The organism is Pseudomonas lactucae (assembly GCF_016937615.1).
GTDB lineage: Bacteria > Pseudomonadota > Gammaproteobacteria > Pseudomonadales > Pseudomonadaceae > Aquipseudomonas > Aquipseudomonas lactucae.
In genome coordinates this window covers 1-16,404 of the sequence record NZ_JAFHKI010000105.1, presented here as the reverse complement: position 1 = coordinate 16,404, position 16,404 = coordinate 1, and the positions used below count along the sequence as shown (strand labels likewise).

The following is a 16,404-nucleotide window of genomic DNA, read 5'->3' as shown; positions in this document are numbered from 1 at the left end:
CCCTCCCACAATTCGTTCTTCGTTACTCCAGGCGTAACGGTCTGCTACTGAGCTTGATTGATGGCTCCCTGAATCACTCCTAAGGTAAGCCCCACGACAGCAAACCCCGTGGAGCGACCATGACAACAATAACTATCCCCGACTCGCGCTGGACGCGGCGGCGCGACGAGAAGCAGCGGCGGCTCGGGCTGGTCAAAAAGTACGCAGACGGGGCGGTATTGCCCAGCGACAGGATCGTCGAAGCGCTTGAGGCGCTGATCCTTCCCGGCGACCGTGTGGTGCTGGAGGGCAACAACCAGAAGCAAGCCGATTTCCTCTCACGCTCCCTGGCCAAGGCCGACCCGGCCAAGCTCCACGATTTGCACATGATCATGCCCAGCGTTGGCCGCTCCGAGCACTTGGACCTGTTCGAAAAAGGCATCGCCCGCAAGCTGGACTTTTCCTTTGCTGGCACCCAATCCCTGCGCATCAGCCAGTTGCTGGAAGACGGCCTGCTGGAAATCGGCGCGATTCACACCTACATCGAACTCTATGCCCGCCTGGTCGTGGACTTGATCCCCAACGTCGTGCTCTCGGCCGGTTTCATGGCCGACCGTGCCGGCAATATCTACACCGGCGCCAGCACCGAAGACACGCCGGCGTTGATCGAACCCGCCGCCTTCAGCGATGGCATCGTCATCGTGCAGGTCAACCAGTTGGTGGACGACGTCAGCGACTTGCCTCGCGTGGACATCCCGGCCAGCTGGGTGGATTTTGTGGTGGTGGCCGACAAACCGTTCTACATCGAACCGCTGTTCACCCGCGACCCACGCCATATCAAGCCGGTGCATGTGCTGATGGCGATGATGGCGATCCGTGGCATCTACGAAAAACACAACGTGCAGTCGCTCAACCACGGCATCGGTTTCAACACCGCCGCCATCGAGTTGATCCTGCCCACCTACGGCGAATCCCTGGGCCTGAAGGGCAAAATTTGCCGCAACTGGACCCTCAACCCGCACCCTACGCTGATCCCGGCGATTGAAAGCGGTTGGGTGCAAAGCGTGCATTGCTTCGGCACCGAGTTGGGCATGGAGAATTACATCGCCGCGCGCCCGGATGTGTTCTTTACCGGCCGCGACGGCTCGATGCGCTCCAACCGCATGGTCTGCCAACTGGCCGGTCAGTACGCGGTGGACTTGTTTATCGGCGCCACCCTGCAAGTCGATGGCGACGGCCATTCCAGCACCGTGACCCGTGGCCGCCTTGCCGGCTTTGGCGGGGCGCCGAACATGGGGCACGACCCGCGCGCCGTCGCCACAGCACGCCGGCCTGGCTGGACATGCGCCACGACGATGCGCCCGATGCCTTGCTCGAACGTGGCAAAAAGCTCGTGGTGCAGATGGTTGAGACCTTCCAGGAAGGCGGCAAGCCCACCTTCGTCGACACCCTGGATGCGGTCGAAGTGGCGCGCAAAAGCGCATGCCGCTGGCGCCGATCATGATTTACGGCGACGACGTCACCCACCTGCTTACCGAAGAAGGCATCGCCTACCTGTACAAGGCCCGCTCCCTGGAAGAGCGCCAGGCGATGATCGCCGCCGTCGCCGGGGTCACCGCCATTGGCCTGCGCCACAACCCCAAGGACACCGCGCGCATGCGCCGCGAAGGCTTGATCGCCTTGCCCGAAGACCTGGGCATTCGCCGCACCGATGCCACCCGCGAGTTGCTGGCCGCCAAGAGCGTGGCCGACCTGGTGGAGTGGTCCGGTGGTTTGTACAACCCGCCCGCCAAATTCAGGAGCTGGTAAATGCGCGCCCTCAAACTGCATGAACTGAGCCTCGCCGAACGCCTGGCGGATATGGCCGTCGATGCGCTGATAGACGAGGCCGACCTGTCGCCCAAACCCGCCCTGGTGGACCGGCGCGGCAATGGCGCCCACAACGATTTGCATCTGGGGCTGATGCACGCCTCGGCGCTGTCGCTGTGGCCGATGTTCAAGGACATGGCCGAGGCGGCTATCGATATTGGCGAAGTCGGCTTGCCGCTGCGCGAAGCCCTCGGCCGCATCGGTCGTGAAGGCGAACAGGCGATGCTCGCCACTACCCAAGGCGTGAACACCCATCGCGGCGCGATCTGGGCGCTTGGCTTGCTGACCGCATCGGCCGCCCTGGAACCGCGCGCCATAACGCGGAATGCGGCCAGATTAGCCCTGCTCAACGACCGTTATGCGCCTCAACCGATGAGCCACGGCGCCCAGGTCGCGCAACGTTACGGCGCACGCGGTGCCCGTGAAGAAGCGCAACTGGGCTTCCCTTCCGTGACGCAGCGCGGCCTGCCGCAACTGCGCAGGAGCCGCCGCCAAAACGCCGGTGAACAGAACGCTCGCCTCGACGCTTTGCTGGCGATCATGACCGAACTGGCCGACACCTGCGTGCTCTACCGCGCCGGCACCGAAGGCCTGCAAGCCATGCAACACGGCGCCCAAGCGGTGCTCGACGCCGGCGGCAGCGCGACTCTGGCCGGGCGCCGCAGTCTGCACGAACTGGACAACCAACTCTTGGCCCTGAATGCCTCCCCCGGTGGCGCCGCCGACCTGTTGGCCGCCTGCCTGTTTATCGACCGCCTCGACGGAGTGTTGTGATGGAAACCTTATCCTTTGAATTCCCCGCCGGGCAGCCGCCAACAGGCCGTGCGCTGGTGGGTTGCGTCGGCTCGGGCGACCTGGAAGTGCTGCTGGAACCAGGCACGTCCGGCACGCTGAGGATCCAGGTGCAGACCTCGGTCAATGGCGCGCAGCAACGCTGGCAGCACCTGTTCGAACGGATCTTCCAGGAACACAGGCCACCGGCCTTGAATATTGATATTCACGATTTTGGTGCAACCCCCGGCGTGGTGCGTCTGCGCCTGGAGCAGGGTTTCGAGGAGATCGGCCATGACTGACTTGCTCACCCAACACAGCTTTGTCGAGCTCGGTGCGCGCCAGCGAGCCAAGGCGTTGCTGGACGCCGGCTCCTACCGTGAGCTGATCGACCCGTTCCAGCGCGTCATGTCGCCCTGGCTGGGCCGTCAAGGTGTGGTGCCCCAGGCTGATGACGGCGTGATCATCGCCAAAGGCCGCGTCGACGGTTTGCCGGTGGTGATCGCGGCCATCGAAGGCAACTTCCAGGGCGGCAGCCTCGGTGAAGTCGGCGGCGCAAAAATCGCCGGGGCGCTGGAACTGGCCGCCGAAGACAACCGCAAGGGCATCCCGACTCGCGCCGTGCTGCTGCTGGAAACCGGTGGCGTGCGCTTGCAGGAAGCCAACCTGGGCCTGGCCGCGATTGCCGATATCCACGCGGCGATTGTCGACCTGCGCCAGTATCAGCCGGTGATTGGTGTGGTGGCGGGCAGTGTCGGGTGCTTTGGCGGTATGTCCATCGCCGCCGGGTTGTGCAGCTATCTGGTGGTGACCCGCGAAGCCCGCCTGGGCCTGAATGGTCCGCAGGTGATCGAGCAGGAGGCCGGGTTGGACGAATACGATTCGCGCGACCGGCCGTTCATCTGGAGCCTCACCGGCGGCGAACAGCGTTTTAACAGCGGCCTGGCCGATCGCTATGTGGCGGACGATGTGGCGCAGGTCCAACAGACCGTCACCGCGTTGCTGCACGCAGGCTTGCCCGCGCAACAACGCAGTCGGCAAGCCGATTTTTACCTGGCGCGTTTGGCCGAGCTGGACACCACGGCGCAAATCGACCCGGCGACGGTTCGCGATCTGTATCAGGGAGAACGCTCATGAGAGGGTTGCAGTGGTTCAACGCGTTGAGCGCCGGTGCCGCAGCCGTCGCCGGTCTGCCCGGTTCATTGAAAGCGGCCGACGGTGTGTTGGGTGAGCAGGCAGTGCGCTTCATTGCCGTGGTCACCGACGCACAGAATCGTTTCCCCCGTGCGCGCGGCGGCGAAGTCGGTTTGCTCGAAGGTTGGGGCTTGGCCAAAGCCGTGGATGAAGCCATCGCTCGCGGCGACAAACGCCCCATCATCGCCATCGTCGATGTGCCGAGCCAAGCCTATGGCCGTCGCGAAGAAGCCCTCGGTATCCATCAAGCCCTGGCCGCCGCCGCCGATGCCTACGCCCGCGCCCGTTTGGCCGGGCATCCGGTGATCGCGTTGTTGGTGGGCAAGGCCATGTCCGGTGCGTTTCTCGCCCACGGCTACCAGGCCAACCGCCTGATCGCCCTGCGCGACCCCGGCGTGATGGTGCACGCCATGGGCAAGGCCTCAGCCGCACGGGTGACCCTGCGCAGTGTTGAAGAGCTCGAAGCCCTGGCCGCCAGCGTGCCGCCGATGGCGTATGACATCGACAGCTTCGCCAGCCTCGGCTTGTTGTGGGAGACCTTGTCGGTCAGCCAGATCGAACAGCCCACGGCGGACGATCTGGCGCGGGTGCGTGAGTGTCTGGTCAGTGCCATCAAGGACGTGGCTAGCGCAGACCTGAGCGGCCGCCTCGGCGCCACTAACCGCGCCGCTTCCAGCCACGTACGCCAGCTGTTGCGGGAGCAATGGTGAACGCCCATGACTTGCTCTGGGGCATGACCCCGGCGCACCTGCCCGCCGATGCACCGGCCTGGGCGGTGGATGCGATCAGCGCCGGCCATCCAGTAGTGGTGCGCCGCGCCCTCGCCGAGCCGGACCAGGTGGCGGTCGGCGTGCGCGGGCGTTTGCGTGAGCAGCGCTTTGCCGCGCAGATGCCGATTGCAGCCGTGCGTCGGCGGGTGGTGCCCGAAGCGCTGTGCGGTGTGATCTCACCCCGGGATTTACCCGCGTTGCAGGCACTGCAGCAACTGCGGCCGATGCTGGCGCAGGCCAACTGGGGCGTCAGTGGCAGTGCCGGTTTTGAGTTGGCCACCGGCATCGAAGCGCTGCATGCCCTGAGCGACCTGGATTTGATTCTGCGCACGCCCGATCCGCTGGCGCGCGATCAGGCTCGTGACCTGCTGGCGAAGGTGAACACAGCCGTGTGCCCCGTCGACCTGCAACTGCAAACCCCTTTTGGCGCGGTCGCCTTGCGCGAATGGGCCGGTCCATCACGGCGGGTGTTGCTCAAGACCGCCAGCGGTGCGCACCTGGTGCTCGACCCTTGGCAGGCTGTGGCATGAGCAGCCTGCTGGTATTCCCAGGGCAAGGTGCGCAACGGCCGGGCATGCTCCAGTCGTTGTCTGCCGAAGTACTGGATGAAGCCAGCGCCGCCCTGGGCGAAGACGTTCGCTTACTCGATCACGCGAAGGCCCTTGAGTCGACACGCGCCGTTCAACTGTGCCTATTGATCGCCGGCGTAGCCCATGCACGTCTGTTGCGCCACACACCGGATTATGTGGCGGGCTTGTCCATTGGCGCCTACCCGGCAGCGGTGATTGCCGGCGCATTGGCGTTCGCCGATGCCGTGCGGCTGGTCGCCTTGCGTGGTGAGCTGATGCAACAGGCTTATCCACAGGGCTACGGCATGACCGCGATCATCGGCCCGCAGTTATCCACCGTCGAAACCCTGCTGGCCGACATCCACAGCCCCGACACCCCGGTGTACCTGGCCAATATCAATGCCGACAACCAGACGGTGATCGCCGGCAGCGACGCCGCGATGAAGCTTGTCGCCCAACGCATCCAAGGCAATGGTGTTGCCAGGCGCCTGGCCGTGAGCGTGCCGTCTCATTGCGCGCTGCTGGAGCAACCGGCCCAGGCATTGGCGCAAGCCTTTGTCCCGCTCAAGACGCCGCGCATTACCTACCTGAGCAGCACCCGTGCGCGGCCGATCCACAATCCTGAGCAACTGCGCGACGATCTGGCCTTCAACATGTGCCGCGTCGTCGACTGGCGCGGCACCGCGCAAAGCGCCTACGAGCGCGGGGTGCGCCTGCAAATCGAACTGCCCCCGGGCGCCGTGCTCACCGGTCTGTCACGGCGTGTCTTTGAGCAAGGCACGGTGATCGCCTGTGAAGGCGCACGCCTGGACACCTTGCAGGCCCTGCTGCAAGAGGAGGAGCGCCGCCACCGATAAAGCACCACCCAAGGCTGTCGAAGTACAAAAACAACAATGTCGATCGAGCACTTTGAGGACAACAACAATGATTATTTACGGTGTGGCACTGCTGGCGATCTGCACGCTCGCGGGCGTGATCATGGGCGACATGCTCGGCGTGTTGCTGGGCGTCAAATCCAACGTGGGCGGGGTGGGCATCGCGATGATCCTGCTGATCTGCGCCCGCCTGTGGATGCAAAAGCGCGGCGGCATGACCAGGGATTGCGAAATGGGCGTCGGCTTCTGGGGCGCCATGTATATCCCCGTTGTCGTGGCAATGGCCGCGCAACAGAACGTCGTTACCGCCCTGCACGGCGGCCCGGTCGCGGTACTCGCGGCCATCGGTTCGGTGGTGCTGTGTGGTTGTACCATTGCCTTGATCAGCCGCACGCATAAAGGCGAACCGTTGCCCGATGAAGAGCCGCTGATCACGCCGACACCTGTCGTGGGAGGCCGCTGATATGTGGGATCTCATCGAAAAAGGCCTGGAACATAATGGTTTGATCACCGCCTTTGCCTTCGTGGGCGTGGTGATGTGGGTGTCCGTGGTGCTGTCCAAGCGCCTGACCTTCGGGCGCATTCACGGCTCGGCGATTGCCATCGTGATTGGGCTGGTCCTGGCCTGGGTCGGCGGCACGATTACCGGTGGGCAAAAAGGCTTGGCCGACCTGGCGCTGTTCTCTGGCATCGGCCTGATGGGCGGCGCGATGCTGCGCGACTTCGCCATCGTTGCCACCGCGTTCGAGGTGCAAGCTACCGAAGCGCGCAAAGCCGGGATGATCGGTGTGATCGCCTTGCTGCTGGGCACGATTCTGCCGTTTATCGTCGGCGCGAGCATGGCCTGGGCCTTTGGTTATCGCGATGCGATCAGCATGACCACCATCGGCGCTGGCGCCGTGACCTATATCGTCGGCCCGGTCACCGGCGCGGCGATTGGCGCGACCTCCGATGTAATGGCGCTGTCGATTGCCACCGGGTTGATCAAGGCGATTCTGGTGATGGTCGGCACACCTGTGGCGGCGCGCTGGATGGGGCTGGATAACCCGCGTTCGGCGATGGTGTTCGGTGGGTTGGCCGGCACGGTGAGTGGGGTGACTGCGGGCCTGGCGGCGACGGATCGGCGCCTGGTGCCGTATGGTGCGTTGACCGCGACGTTTCACACCGGGCTTGGGTGTTTGCTGGGGCCTTCGTTGTTGTACTTCATTGTGCGTGGTCTGGTCGGCTAATTCAGGATTTGCGCTGTCTGGTCTGGCGCTATCGGGGGCAAGCCCCCTCCCACATTTTGACCGCATTTCAAATGTGGGAGGGGGCTTGCCCCCGATGGCGGAGTGTCAGGCTGGCACCTGCCGATTGGCATACATCCGACACTCCGCCAGCAACGCCAGCAAGTTCGGGTCCCGCTCCTTGGCCTTCAAGAACACCACACCAATATGCTGCTGCAACCGATACCTGGCTTGCAGCGGTATCAGCTTCACGCGGTTCTCATACACCGCCGCAATCCGCCCCGGCAGCAGCGCATAACCCACTCCCGAACTGACCATGCTCAACAGCGTGAAGATGTCGTTGACCTGCATCGCTACCTTCGGCTCGAACCCCGCCTGCTTGAACACCCGGTTGCCGTCCTGATGGGTGGCGAAGCCTTGAGTGAGGGTGATGAAGGTGGCGTCGCGCACGTCCGCCAGGTCGATTTCCCGGGTGCGGTCAAAGGGCGAGTCGGCCGGGGTGGCGAGGAAGATGTCATCGGAGAACAGCGCGATCTGTTCGCAATCGGGGTCGTTGGCGTGTTCGTCGAGGGAGATCAGGATCGCGTCGACTTCCATGTTCTTGAGTTTGTAGAGCAGGTCGAAGTTGGAGCCCAGGATCAGGTCGATGTTGAGTTCGCTGCGGCGGATCTTCAGGCCCATGATCAGTTGCGGCACGGTCTTGACCGTCAGCGAATACAGCGAGCCGAGCTTGAAGCGCTCGGCGGAGAAGCCAGCGGCTTCGCGCGTGAGGCGCACGCTGTCGACCACATCGGCCACCAGTTTCTGCGCGCGTTCTTCAAGTACGTAGGCGCTTTCCAGCGGGGTGAGGTTGCGCCCTTCGTGCTTGAACAGCGGGCAGCGCAGAGCATTTTCCAGCGAATGAATGGCGCGATGCACACTGACATTGCTGGTCTGCAGCTCGGCGGCGGCGCGGGCCAGGTTGCCGGTGCGCATGAACGCCAGGAAGATTTCGAGCTTTTTGAGGGTGAATTCTTCGTCGATCAGCATGGCCGTGGGCTCTTGTTCGAATGCCTTCGATTGTGCCCGCAAAAGCGTGCGGCGTCGCCGGAACGTCACACGGCGCTTGCACTCTGATGCGCAAGGCTGGAGGCTTGCCGCCAGCCGTCAACGGTTACAGGAGGTCAGTGACACATGTATCACGGGGAACGCTTCAACGCCTGGAGCCATTTGCTCGGTGCAGTCGCGGCGTGTATCGGCGCCGTTTGGATGCTGGTGGTGGCGAGCCTGGATGGCAGCCCCTGGAAGATCGTCAGCGTGGCGATCTATGGTTTTACATTGATGGTGCTGTACAGCGCGTCGACTGTGTATCACAGCGTGCGCGGGCGGCGAAAAGAGATCATGCAGAAGGTCGACCACTTTTCGATCTACCTGTTGATCGCCGGCAGTTACACACCGTTTTGCCTGGTGACACTGCGCGGCCCGTGGGGCTGGACGCTGTTCGGCATCGTGTGGGGGCTGGCGGTGATCGGTATCTTGCAGGAGATCAAGCCGCGCTCCGAGGCGCGGATTCTCTCCATCGTGATCTACGCGGTGATGGGCTGGATCGTGCTGGTGGCGGTCAAGCCGCTGATCGCCGGGCTGGGTATGGCAGGGTTCACGTGGCTGGCGGCGGGTGGGGTGTTGTACACCGTCGGCATCATTTTTTTTGCCCTGGAGGATCGCCTGCGGCATTCCCATGGGATCTGGCATCTGTTTGTGATCGGCGGCAGCCTGCTGCATTTTGTGGCGATCATGCATTACGTGCTATGAGTGTGGGAGGGGCGTTGTCCTTAGAGGCGCTCCAATAATTCACACGCCCGCTTGCCGAATATCTCCAGCAACTTGGCCAGCATATGTGGCGGCGGCTCGTTGGCGCGGGTCAGGGCATACAGCGTAATCGGCAGCGGTGGGGTGAGCGGGCGGATGCAGGTGGTAGCCAACGAGGCACCCGACGCGGTGAACGGATCGATCACCGTTAAGCCCGCACCGGACTCCACCATCGCACGGGCCAGCGAGTAGGTTTGCACGGAGATCGTCACGCGCGGCGGCGGATCGACGCTCTCCAGGTAGCTGTCGAGTTTTGCCGCCAGTGGGTCGGCGCTGGACAGGCCAATCAGCGCTGCCCCGGCCAGGTCGGCCAATGGCAAGGGCAGATGCAGTTCGGTGTCCGGCCAATAACCTTTCGAAGCCAACGCTACGAGCACGCCGTTGGCCAGTGTTTGGGTGGTGAGCCCCGGATGCCCGGAGAAGTTGAGCGTCAGCGCCAGATCGATTTCGCGCATCAACAGTTTTTGCACCAGCTCGCGGCTGTGGTCGCTGGACAGCTCGCAGGCCATGTCCGGGTAATTGCGTTTCCATTCCAGAATCGCCGGCGGCAGCAGCGACAAGGCCAACGCCGGGGTCGCCCCAATACGCACACTTTGCCCCGGTGCGCGGCGCAAGCTCTTGGCCAGGCGCCGCACGCCTTGCAGGCTCGCGGTGACTTTCTCCACTTCGCTTTCCAGTGCCAGGGCTTCCGGGGTGGGCTGCAATTTGCCACGCACGCGCAAAAACAACGGGAAGCCCAGTTGCAACTCGGCGTGCTGCAGCACCTTGGTCACCGCCGGTTGCGACACGTGCAGCAACTGCGCGGCCGCGCTGACGGAGCCGGTCTGGCGGATGGCCTGGAAGATTTCGATATGACGCAAGCGCATGGCGAGTCCATAACCTTTGTTTATAGGTGGCCCATCTTTATTGATTGTCGGTGTCCTGTCATCTGGGCCTACGCTTGGCCTCTCTTCAATCAACGGCTGGGGGCTGGGATGGCCAGGCAGGTTTGTATCATCGGTGGTGGGGTTATCGGCTTGGCCAGTGCGTATGCGTTGGTGCGGGCCGGCCATGAGGTGACGGTGATCGATGCACGCGACACGCTGGGCAGCGAAACCAGCTTCGCCAATGGCGGGCAGCTGTCCTACCGCTATGTCGCGCCGTTGGCGGATGCCGGCGTGCCGCTGCAAGCGCTTGGCTGGCTGCTGCGCGGTGATTCGCCCTTGAAGCTGCGTCCACGGCTCGACCCGCAGCAATGGCGTTGGATGGCGGCCTTCATTGCCGCCTGTCGCGGTTCAGTGAACCAGCGCAATGCGGCCCATTTGCTGCGCCTGGCGTCCCTGAGCCAAAGCACTTTGCAGCAATGGCGCGAGGACGACTGCCTGGACGGCTTTGACTGGCGACGCAACGGCAAGCTGGTGACCTTTCGCAATGCCGGCAGCTTTGAACATGCACGCAGCAAAGTCACCGATATTCTGCAGCAGCAAGTGCTGTCGGCTGCCGATTGCGCACGCCTGGAGCCGGCGTTGGCAGGCGGTGGGTTTGTCGGCGGGATCTACACGCCAAACGAGGAAGTCGCCGATTGCCATGCCTTCTGCCAGCGTTTGGCGGCGCGGCTTGAGGCGTCCGGGCGCTGTCGCTTTGTGCTGGGGCGCAAAGTGACCGGCATTCGCCATGCTGAGGGGGGGGTGCAGGCCATCGAGCTGGGCGACGAGGTGATGCCGGTCGAGCACCTGGTATTGGCGGCGGGGCATCGCAGCGCCGAACTGCGCTTGCCGGGCCTGGCGCTGCCGCTGTACCCGCTCAAGGGCTACAGCCTGAGCGTGCCGATCGGCGCGCAGCACCAGGCGCCGAGCGTGAGCATCACCGACTACGACCGCAAGATCGTTTACGCGCGCATCGGTGAACAGCTGCGGATCGCGGCCATGGTGGATATCGTCGGCTTCGACGCCGGCCTTGAGCCCAAGCGCCTGGCGCTGATCAAGCGTCAGGCTCTAGAGACATTTCCTACGGCTGGTGACTATGACCATGCGCTGGAATGGGCCGGTATGCGCCCGGCCACCCCGACCGGTGTGCCGCTGATCGGCGCCAGCCAATATCGCAACCTGTGGCTGAACCTCGGCCACGGCGCCTTGGGTTTTACCCTGGCCTGCGGCAGCGGCCAGTTGCTCGCCGAACTGATCGGCCAGCGCAATCCTTCCATTGATATGCAGGGCCTGACGCCCTGCGCGGCTTGAGGATGCATCCATGAGCATTACCCGAATCAGCAGCAATGAACGTCTCAGCGGTGCCGTCACCTTCAAGGACCTGGTGTTCCTGTCGGGCCAGGTGCCGGGCGAAGGCCAGGACGTATCGACCCAGACCCGCGAAGTGCTGGCCAAGATCGATGCACTGCTGGCCGAGGCGGGCAGCGACAAGGATCACCTGCTCAATGCGACCATTTATCTGAAGGACATCGGCAGCGGTTTCGCGCCGATGAACGAAGAGTGGTCCGCATGGCTGACACCGGGGATGGCGCCCACACGCACCACCCTGCAAGCCGAGCTGGCGCGGCCCAGCGTGCTGGTGGAAATCAGCGTGATTGCCGTACGTAAATAACTTCACAGAGCCACGGAGAATAACAATGAAAAAGATCCTGTTGACTGGCTGCACCCTGGGACTTTTGCTGGGCGCGCAGGTACATGCGAATGAACCGGCTCTGGACGGTACGTTGAGCAAGATCGCCAATGCCAAATCCATCACCCTGGGCTATCGCGATGCATCGGTGCCGTTTTCCTATGTGGGCGATAGCAGCGGCAAACCCATGGGGTATTCGGTGGACCTGGCGAGCAGGATTGTCGAGCGTATCCAGCAGAAAACCGGGGTCGCGAACCTTAATGTGCAATACAACCTGGTGACCTCCCAGACCCGTATCCCGCTGGTGCAGAACGGTACCGTCGACCTGGAATGCGGTTCCACCGGCGTGACTGCGGAGCGGCAGAAGCAGGTGGCGTTTTCCTACGGGTTTATTTATGTGAAAGGCCAGTTGTTGACGGCTAAAGACAGCGGCATCAAAGGCTTTGCCGACCTCCAGGGCAAGAACGTGGTGACCACCGCCGGGACCACCAACGAACGTTTCCTCAAGAGCTACAACGCCGAGCACAAGGCCAATATGTTTGTGATCAGCGCCAAGGACCATGGCGAAGCGTTCAAGATGCTGGAGACTGGCCGCGCGGTGGCGTTCTATATGGACGATGCGTTGCTCTACGGCGAGCGCGCCAAGGCCAAGGACCCGCACCACTGGGTGGTGGTGGGCGAGGAGCAGTCGCGCGAGATCTACAGCTGCATGGTGCGCAAGGACGACCCGCAGTTTCTCGCGGTGGTCAACGAGGCCCTCGCTGACCTGTACCGCAGCGGTGAGATCAACGGGATTTACCAACGCTGGTTTGAACAGCCGATTCCGCCCAAGGGGTTGAACCTGGAATTCCCGATGACCAGCGAGTTGAAGGCAATTATTGCCAAGCCGGTCAGTGATCCGGTGGAGTAAGAAGTGGTAACCCGATCAATATGGGTTTGCAAAGGGGTTAGAAGTCGCCCCATAGTTGTTGGGCGACGGCCAAGGCGACTACCGGTGCGGTCTCGGTGCGCAACACCCGCGGGCCGAGGCGAGCGGCGTGGTAGCCGGCGCCTTGGGCGGTTTCGACTTCGTTGTCGGTCAACCCACCCTCTGGACCGATTAAAAACGCCAGGCTCGCAGGCTTGGCATGACTGACCATCGGCTCAGCCACCGGGTGCAGCACCAGCTTGAGGTCGGCCTCGGTCTGCTTCAGCCAGTCGGCCAGCAATAGCGGTGGGTGAATGACAGGCACCGTCGAACGCCCGCATTGCTCGCACGCGCTGATCGCCACCTGGCGCCAGTGCAGCAGGCGTTTGTCGGCGCGTTCGTCCTTGAGGCGCACTTCGCAGCGCTCGCTGAAAATCGGCGTGATCGCATTGACGCCCAACTCCGTGGCTTTCTGGATCGCCCAATCCATGCGCTCACCCCGGGACAGGCCCTGGCCGAGGTGGATGTGCAGCGGCGATTCGGCCTGGCCGGCGAAGTGCTGCGTAAGTTGCACGGTGACGCGTTTTTTACCGACCTCCAGCAGAGTGCCCAGGAACTCCTGGCCGGAACCGTCGAACAATTGCACGGCGTCACCTTCGCCCATGCGCAGCACGCGGCTGATGTAATGCGCCTGGGCTTCGGGCAACTCATGGTCGCCGAGGCTCAGCGGGGTGTCGGTGAAAAAACGGGACAGTCTCATTTCTGTTCTCTGGAAAATTTTGTGTAAGAGCGAGTTTACTGTGGCGAGGGAGCTTGCTCCCGTCCGACTGCGTAGCAGTCGCCAGCTTTTGGGAGCGCTTCGCACCCCAGCGGGAGCAAGCTGCCTCGCCACAGAAGCCGGCTCCTACAAGGGGTGGGGTGTTTAGCCCGGATCGCGGAAGCCGGGGTGGAAGTCTTTTGGCACGGCAACGCTGACCTTGCTGTTGGTCGCGATATCGATGCCTTCACTCGCGACTTCGGCAAGGAAGTCGATCTGCTCCGGCGTTATCACATAGGGCGGCAGGAAATACACCACGCTGCCCAACGGCCGCAACAGCGCACCGCGTTCAAGGGCATGCTCGAACACTTTCAGGCCACGGCGTTCCTGCCATGGGTAGGCGGTCTTGGTGGCTTTGTCCTGGACCATTTCAATGGCTAAAACCATACCGGTCTGGCGGACTTCCGACACATGCGGATGATCGGCCAGGTGTGCGGTGGCCGTGGCCATGCGCTGGGCCAGTGCCTTGTTGTTTTCGATGACGTTGTCTTCTTCGAAAATATCCAGGGTCGCCAGGGCCGCCGCGCACGCCAGCGGATTGCCGGTGTAGCTGTGAGAGTGCAGGAAAGCGCGCAAGGTCGGGTAGTCGTCGTAGAACGCGTCGTAGACATCATCGGTGGTGACCACCGCCGCCAGTGGCAGGTAACCGCCCGTCAGAGCCTTGGACAGGCACAGGAAGTCCGGGCGGATGCCGGCCTGTTCACAAGCGAACATGCTGCCGGTGCGGCCGAAGCCTACGGCGATTTCGTCATGGATCAGGTGCACACCGTAGCGGTCGCAGGCTTCGCGCAGCAGCTTGAGGTACACCGGGTGATACATGCGCATGCCGCCGGCGCCCTGGATCAGAGGTTCGACGATCACCGCGGCGACGCTGTCGTGGTGCTGCGCCAGGGTTTGTTCCATGGCCTGGAACAGGGTGCGTGAGTGTTCCTCCCAGCTCACGCCTTCGGGGCGCAAGTAGCAATCAGGGCTCGGCACTTTGAGGGTGTCGAGCAGCAGCGCTTTGTAAGTCTCGGTAAACAACGGTACATCGCCCACCGACATCGCCGCGATGGTTTCGCCGTGGTAGCTGTTGGTGAGGGTGACGAAGCGCTTTTTGTTCGGCAGGCCGCGGTTGAGCCAGTAGTGGAAGCTCATCTTCAGCGCCACTTCGATGCACGACGAGCCGTTGTCGGCGTAGAAGCAGCGGGTCAGCCCCTCGGGCGTCATCGCCACCAGGCGCTCGGACAGTTCGATCACCGGCTGATGGCTGAACCCGGCCAGGATCACGTGTTCCAGTTGGTCGACCTGGTCTTTGATGCGCTGGTTGATACGCGGGTTGGCGTGGCCGAATACGTTGACCCACCAGGAGCTGACGGCATCGAGGTAGCGCTTGCCTTCGAAGTCTTCCAGCCACACGCCTTCGCCGCGTTTGATCGGTATCAGCGGCAGTTGCTGGTGGTCTTTCATCTGGGTACAGGGATGCCACAGCACCGCGAGGTCGCGTTGCATCCACTGGTTGTTCAAGCCCATCGGTGATCTCCTCGAAGCGGTCCTGCGAGTGGTGCAGGTGAAACAATCGCGCAAGCCTATGCAATGGGCGCCTGTGCCACAACCCATTACGCATGAATTGGCGGTAAACGCAGGACGGTCTGTCACGTTTCTTCCGGATAGTGCTTAATCCTTGGTTAATTTACGCTTCATACCCTCAAGATCGTATTTCTCGATATTTCAAAGCGAAATTTTTCGCTTTAATTCGATAGGTAAATCGCTAGTCTTGGGCGCAGCTCTTACGGGATTAAGTACATGCAGTTACGCAATTCGCCGGCCCGCTATGGCTGGGTCAGTATGGTTTTGCACTGGGGCGTGGCCCTGGTGGTGTTCGGTCTGTTCGCCCTGGGCCTGTGGATGGTCGGCCTCGACTATTACAGCGCCTGGCGCAAAGACGCTCCGGATCTGCACAAGAGCATTGGTATCACGCTGTTTGCGATCATGCTGGTGCGGATCGTCTGGCGCCTGGTCAGCCCGCCGCCGCCACCGCTCACCAGCTATAGCCGCATGACCCGTATCGGCGCCGCCTTTGGACACGCGTTCCTGTATATCGGCCTGTTTGCCGTGATGATTGCCGGTTACCTGATTTCCACCGCCGACGGTGTCGGTATTCCGGTGTTTGGCCTGTTTGAAATCCCTGCCGTGGTTGCCGGTCTACCGGACCAGGCAGACACCGCGGGTGTGGTGCACTTGTACCTCGCCTGGGTGTTGGTGGTCTTCGCCGGCTTGCACGGCGTGGCCGCGTTGAAACACCACTTTATCGATCGTGATGCGACCCTCACGCGAATGCTGGGGCGCAAAGCCTGATGTTCAACCTCGACTCACAAGGAATATAAAGCATGTTGAAAAAGACACTTGCTGCTCTGGCAATCGGTACCGCTCTGCTGTCGGCAGGTCAGGTAATGGCCGCTGACTATAAGATCGACAAGGAAGGCCAGCACGCCTTCATCGACTGGAAAATCAGCCACCTGGGCTACAGCTACATCCACGGTACCTTCAAGGACTGGGACGGCACCTTCAGCTGGGATTCGGCCAAGCCTGAAGCCAGCAAAATCGCAGTCGACGTGAAAACCGCCAGCCTGTGGTCCAACCACGCCGAACGTGACAAGCACATCGCCAGCGGCGATTTCCTGAACGTTTCCAAGTTTGCCGACGCCAAGTTTGTCTCCACCGCGGTTAAACCCACCGGCGACAAAACCGCTGATGTGACCGGCGACCTGACGTTCCACGGCGTGACCAAGCCAGTGGTCTTCAAGGCCACCTTCAACGGTGAAGGCAAGGACCCATGGGGCGGCGAACGTGCCGGCTTCAACGCCACGACCACGCTTAACCTGACCGACTTCGGCATCAAAGGCCCAGGCCCGTCCTCGCAGACTGTCGACCTGGACATTTCGCTGGAAGGCGTTAAGCAGAAGTAATTTCTGCCCAAATAAAAATGCCCCGCATCTTTCGAT

Annotated in this window: 18 protein-coding genes and 1 pseudogene; 15 read left to right on the top strand and 4 right to left on the bottom strand. The window is 62.5% G+C overall.

The window, feature by feature from the left end; all coding sequences use genetic code 11:
* Positions 1 to 119 precede the first annotated feature (119 nt).
* From mdcA to madM, 9 genes and pseudogenes are all read left to right on the top strand, one after another.
* Positions 120 to 1,788: pseudogene (mdcA, locus tag JWR98_RS19655) on the top strand (malonate decarboxylase subunit alpha).
* A complete protein-coding gene (locus JWR98_RS19650) occupies positions 1,789 to 2,622 on the top strand; it encodes a triphosphoribosyl-dephospho-CoA synthase (protein ID WP_205490985.1) in 834 nt (277 codons plus the stop codon).
* Positions 2,622 to 2,921, top strand: a complete 300-nt coding sequence (locus tag JWR98_RS19645; protein WP_078735041.1) for a malonate decarboxylase subunit delta — start codon at positions 2,622 to 2,624, stop codon at positions 2,919 to 2,921. Before JWR98_RS19650 ends, JWR98_RS19645 begins: the two co-directional genes overlap by 1 nt.
* Positions 2,914 to 3,756 (top strand): biotin-independent malonate decarboxylase subunit beta, encoded by an 843-nt coding sequence (locus JWR98_RS19640; protein ID WP_205490983.1) that lies wholly within the window; start codon positions 2,914 to 2,916, stop codon positions 3,754 to 3,756. The genes JWR98_RS19645 and JWR98_RS19640 overlap by 8 nt, the downstream gene beginning before the upstream one ends.
* Positions 3,753 to 4,523 carry a biotin-independent malonate decarboxylase subunit gamma gene (gene mdcE / locus JWR98_RS19635; protein WP_205490981.1) on the top strand — a complete coding sequence of 257 codons (771 nt, stop codon included), beginning with the start codon at positions 3,753 to 3,755 and terminating at the stop codon, positions 4,521 to 4,523. Before JWR98_RS19640 ends, mdcE begins: the two co-directional genes overlap by 4 nt.
* The gene (locus tag JWR98_RS19630; RefSeq protein ID WP_205490979.1) at positions 4,517 to 5,113 is read left to right on the top strand and encodes a malonate decarboxylase holo-ACP synthase; all 597 of its coding nucleotides are present in this window, start codon (positions 4,517 to 4,519) and stop codon (positions 5,111 to 5,113) included. Before mdcE ends, JWR98_RS19630 begins: the two co-directional genes overlap by 7 nt.
* On the top strand, positions 5,110 to 6,009 hold the full coding sequence (mdcH, locus tag JWR98_RS19625; RefSeq protein ID WP_078735037.1) for a malonate decarboxylase subunit epsilon: 900 nt from the start codon (positions 5,110 to 5,112) through the stop codon (positions 6,007 to 6,009). Before JWR98_RS19630 ends, mdcH begins: the two co-directional genes overlap by 4 nt.
* A 67-nt stretch (positions 6,010 to 6,076) precedes the next feature.
* On the top strand, positions 6,077 to 6,490 hold the full coding sequence (gene madL, locus JWR98_RS19620) for a malonate transporter subunit MadL (RefSeq protein ID WP_078735036.1): 414 nt from the start codon (positions 6,077 to 6,079) through the stop codon (positions 6,488 to 6,490).
* Position 6,491: 1 nt separating this feature from the next.
* Positions 6,492 to 7,256: a malonate transporter subunit MadM gene (gene madM, locus JWR98_RS19615; RefSeq protein WP_003176650.1), complete on the top strand. Its 765-nt coding sequence runs from the start codon at positions 6,492 to 6,494 to the stop codon at positions 7,254 to 7,256.
* 105 nt (positions 7,257 to 7,361) lie between these two features.
* On the opposite strand, the gene JWR98_RS19610 is transcribed toward madM, so the two are convergent.
* On the bottom strand, positions 7,362 to 8,282 hold the full coding sequence (locus JWR98_RS19610) for a LysR family transcriptional regulator (protein ID WP_003176649.1): 921 nt from the start codon (positions 8,280 to 8,282) through the stop codon (positions 7,362 to 7,364).
* 144 nt (positions 8,283 to 8,426) lie between these two features.
* On the opposite strand from JWR98_RS19610, the gene trhA reads away from it, so the two are divergent.
* Positions 8,427 to 9,044: a PAQR family membrane homeostasis protein TrhA gene (gene trhA / locus JWR98_RS19605; RefSeq protein WP_017530995.1), complete on the top strand. Its 618-nt coding sequence runs from the start codon at positions 8,427 to 8,429 to the stop codon at positions 9,042 to 9,044.
* A gap of 20 nt (positions 9,045 to 9,064) precedes the next feature.
* On the opposite strand, the gene JWR98_RS19600 is transcribed toward trhA, so the two are convergent.
* Positions 9,065 to 9,967 (bottom strand): LysR family transcriptional regulator, encoded by a 903-nt coding sequence (locus JWR98_RS19600; protein ID WP_078735035.1) that lies wholly within the window; start codon positions 9,965 to 9,967, stop codon positions 9,065 to 9,067.
* A gap of 108 nt (positions 9,968 to 10,075) precedes the next feature.
* Between JWR98_RS19600 and JWR98_RS19595 the strand changes: the two genes are divergently transcribed.
* The 3 genes from JWR98_RS19595 to JWR98_RS19585 are packed head-to-tail and all read left to right on the top strand — an operon-like array spanning position 10,076 to position 12,606.
* Positions 10,076 to 11,317, top strand: a complete 1,242-nt coding sequence (locus JWR98_RS19595) for a D-amino acid dehydrogenase (RefSeq protein ID WP_078735034.1) — start codon at positions 10,076 to 10,078, stop codon at positions 11,315 to 11,317.
* Between the two features lie 10 nt (positions 11,318 to 11,327).
* Complete coding sequence (locus JWR98_RS19590; RefSeq protein ID WP_078735033.1) at positions 11,328 to 11,678, top strand: RidA family protein; 351 nt, start codon at positions 11,328 to 11,330, stop codon at positions 11,676 to 11,678.
* Between the two features lie 25 nt (positions 11,679 to 11,703).
* Positions 11,704 to 12,606, top strand: coding sequence for a transporter substrate-binding domain-containing protein (locus JWR98_RS19585; protein ID WP_205490977.1), 903 nt, complete (start codon positions 11,704 to 11,706; stop codon positions 12,604 to 12,606).
* Between the two features lie 37 nt (positions 12,607 to 12,643).
* On the opposite strand, the gene JWR98_RS19580 is transcribed toward JWR98_RS19585, so the two are convergent.
* Both JWR98_RS19580 and JWR98_RS19575 read right to left on the bottom strand, forming a co-directional pair.
* Complete coding sequence (locus JWR98_RS19580; RefSeq protein WP_205490976.1) at positions 12,644 to 13,363, bottom strand: 16S rRNA (uracil(1498)-N(3))-methyltransferase; 720 nt, start codon at positions 13,361 to 13,363, stop codon at positions 12,644 to 12,646.
* Positions 13,364 to 13,525: 162 nt separating this feature from the next.
* Complete coding sequence (locus tag JWR98_RS19575) at positions 13,526 to 14,932, bottom strand: adenosylmethionine--8-amino-7-oxononanoate transaminase (protein WP_078735030.1); 1,407 nt, start codon at positions 14,930 to 14,932, stop codon at positions 13,526 to 13,528.
* Positions 14,933 to 15,205: 273 nt separating this feature from the next.
* On the opposite strand from JWR98_RS19575, the gene JWR98_RS19570 reads away from it, so the two are divergent.
* Both JWR98_RS19570 and JWR98_RS19565 read left to right on the top strand, forming a co-directional pair.
* Positions 15,206 to 15,757 carry a cytochrome b gene (locus JWR98_RS19570; RefSeq protein ID WP_078735029.1) on the top strand — a complete coding sequence of 184 codons (552 nt, stop codon included), beginning with the start codon at positions 15,206 to 15,208 and terminating at the stop codon, positions 15,755 to 15,757.
* A gap of 32 nt (positions 15,758 to 15,789) precedes the next feature.
* On the top strand, positions 15,790 to 16,368 hold the full coding sequence (locus JWR98_RS19565) for a YceI family protein (protein WP_078735028.1): 579 nt from the start codon (positions 15,790 to 15,792) through the stop codon (positions 16,366 to 16,368).
* The last annotated feature ends 36 nt before the right edge of the window (positions 16,369 to 16,404 follow it).

Coding starts and splice junctions, on each gene's coding strand:
- JWR98_RS19650 (WP_205490985.1), top strand. CDS start 1,789: ATGCGCGCCCTCAAACTGCATGAACTGAGCCTCGCCGAACGCCTGGCG.
- JWR98_RS19645 (WP_078735041.1), top strand. CDS start 2,622: ATGGAAACCTTATCCTTTGAATTCCCCGCCGGGCAGCCGCCAACAGGC.
- JWR98_RS19640 (WP_205490983.1), top strand. CDS start 2,914: ATGACTGACTTGCTCACCCAACACAGCTTTGTCGAGCTCGGTGCGCGC.
- mdcE (WP_205490981.1), top strand. CDS start 3,753: ATGAGAGGGTTGCAGTGGTTCAACGCGTTGAGCGCCGGTGCCGCAGCC.
- JWR98_RS19630 (WP_205490979.1), top strand. CDS start 4,517: ATGGTGAACGCCCATGACTTGCTCTGGGGCATGACCCCGGCGCACCTG.
- mdcH (WP_078735037.1), top strand. CDS start 5,110: ATGAGCAGCCTGCTGGTATTCCCAGGGCAAGGTGCGCAACGGCCGGGC.
- madL (WP_078735036.1), top strand. CDS start 6,077: ATGATTATTTACGGTGTGGCACTGCTGGCGATCTGCACGCTCGCGGGC.
- madM (WP_003176650.1), top strand. CDS start 6,492: ATGTGGGATCTCATCGAAAAAGGCCTGGAACATAATGGTTTGATCACC.
- JWR98_RS19610 (WP_003176649.1), bottom strand. CDS start 8,282: ATGCTGATCGACGAAGAATTCACCCTCAAAAAGCTCGAAATCTTCCTG.
- trhA (WP_017530995.1), top strand. CDS start 8,427: ATGTATCACGGGGAACGCTTCAACGCCTGGAGCCATTTGCTCGGTGCA.
- JWR98_RS19600 (WP_078735035.1), bottom strand. CDS start 9,967: ATGCGCTTGCGTCATATCGAAATCTTCCAGGCCATCCGCCAGACCGGC.
- JWR98_RS19595 (WP_078735034.1), top strand. CDS start 10,076: ATGGCCAGGCAGGTTTGTATCATCGGTGGTGGGGTTATCGGCTTGGCC.
- JWR98_RS19590 (WP_078735033.1), top strand. CDS start 11,328: ATGAGCATTACCCGAATCAGCAGCAATGAACGTCTCAGCGGTGCCGTC.
- JWR98_RS19585 (WP_205490977.1), top strand. CDS start 11,704: ATGAAAAAGATCCTGTTGACTGGCTGCACCCTGGGACTTTTGCTGGGC.
- JWR98_RS19580 (WP_205490976.1), bottom strand. CDS start 13,363: ATGAGACTGTCCCGTTTTTTCACCGACACCCCGCTGAGCCTCGGCGAC.
- JWR98_RS19575 (WP_078735030.1), bottom strand. CDS start 14,932: ATGGGCTTGAACAACCAGTGGATGCAACGCGACCTCGCGGTGCTGTGG.
- JWR98_RS19570 (WP_078735029.1), top strand. CDS start 15,206: ATGCAGTTACGCAATTCGCCGGCCCGCTATGGCTGGGTCAGTATGGTT.
- JWR98_RS19565 (WP_078735028.1), top strand. CDS start 15,790: ATGTTGAAAAAGACACTTGCTGCTCTGGCAATCGGTACCGCTCTGCTG.